The organism is Paenibacillus sp. J22FR5 (assembly GCF_059691975.1).
Map to the genome: position 1 here is coordinate 1 of NZ_JCAUAN010000070.1, position 1,724 is coordinate 1,724.

General features: G+C 48.6%; 1 protein-coding gene. It reads right to left on the reverse strand.

Going from position 1 to position 1,724, the window contains the following annotated elements:
* Positions 1–1,700 (reverse strand): Ig-like domain-containing protein (locus tag AC58P7_RS33375; protein WP_497350353.1); only part of this gene is annotated, 1,700 nt, incomplete at its 3' end.
* Between the last annotated feature and the right edge of the window lie 24 nt (positions 1,701–1,724).

A 1,724-nucleotide genomic window follows, 5' to 3' on the forward strand; every position in this document is an offset into this window, starting at 1 on the left:
CTGAATTGGTTCTTATCGAATCCGCTGCGATCTACAGCACTATTGAAGACAAGCTCGAGCTGATCGCCTTGTGCCACTGCTCCCGTTCCATCGCCGTTCACTGCCGTTACGCTTGTCAGTTGCGGCGCAACTGACAAGCCGAAGCTGCCGCTACCAATCGGCATCGTCACTGGCGCCAATTCTTCCTGGCCTGTTACGTCTTTGATACCATTGCCCGACGCAATTACGATGCTATCGCTTGTCGTTATTGTCGGATTACTGCCCAGAGTGATCGTCAGACGGAGGTTATCGCTGCTCCAATTAAACAATGCTCCCGTACCAAACGTTTTACTGTTGGATACACTGAATTGGTTCTTATCGAATCCGCTTCGATCTATAGCACTATTGAAGACAAGCTCAATCTGATCGCCTTGTGCCACTGCCCCAGTTCCGTCGCCGTTCACTGCCGTTACGCTAGTCAGTTGCGGCGCAACTGCCACGCCGAACGTTCCACCAATAGTATGATCAGTCACAGGAGCAATCTCAATCGATCCCATCACATCTTTAATACCATTTGCTCCAGCAATACTGACTAAATCCGTAATTTGAATTGTCGGATTTGCACCAAGCACAATTTGCAAGCGAGTTTCATAGCCGCCAATCGGGTCTGCCCAGTACACACTTTGCGTAACTCCGAAAGGATTTGTTCGCGTAACCGTTCCCGTGCTGTCTTTTACTGTGATAGTCGAGAGATCAAACGTAGAATGATCAACCGGTGTATTAAAGACGAACTCCACCGTATCACCCTCAGCTACAGCTGCAGTGCCATCGCCATTCGTTGCGAATATGCTGCTCAAAATTGGCTGTACAAGCTCACCGAATGAGCCGCTAATCGTTCCTGCCCCACTAATTGTTGCAGATTCACCGCTGTAATCTTTAATTCCTGCGCCAGTACCAATTGTTACGGTATCATCAACAGCTACTGTTGCATTCGTTCCCAAAGTAATAATTAACGATGCTCCATCTAGACTCCAAGCTGCTGTTGCACCTGAACCAAACGTGTGGCCGCTGCTTAAAGTAATATCGCTTAAAATACTTATTGTAGAAGGGGTATTCGTCACAGCCGTAAATGCAATTGTAACCTTGTCTCCAGCATTCGCTCCACCTAAACCGAGGTCGTTGGTTGCTTGTATGCTTCCAATTGCAGGAATTGGTCCGGTACCGAAAGTACTTCCCGCCGCACTGCCCACCATATCAACTAAAGCGCCTGTAATAACGCCTTCTTCACCCGTATTCTTCAGTCCTGAAGCTGTATCTATAGTTAACGTATCACCTTTGTATAATACCGGGCTCGTACCAAGAGTAATCGTTAATCGATCACCAACAGCATTCCACGCCACTGTTGCTCCCGTGCCAAACGTACGGCCTGCTGGTAAACTGATCGCTGTTCCCAGGTTGCCCGTCGTAATAGCTTTGTTCGTCGGAATGTCAAATGAAATAACAACAGTGTCACCTAATCCGGCTCCAACTTGAAGACCTGTATCAGAAATTAGGATACCCGTAACTAAATCCATCGCCGGCACTTGACTTCCGAAACTTCCGCCAATCGCTGCCGTCAACGTGCTGCTTATCGTATTCTCCAGTGACGGATCCGCCAGTCCTTCGCCCGTTGTGTTATAGGACAGCGTATCTCCCACTACAACCGTAGGGTTCGTTCCCAACGTAATCCGCAGTGTCGTCGCATC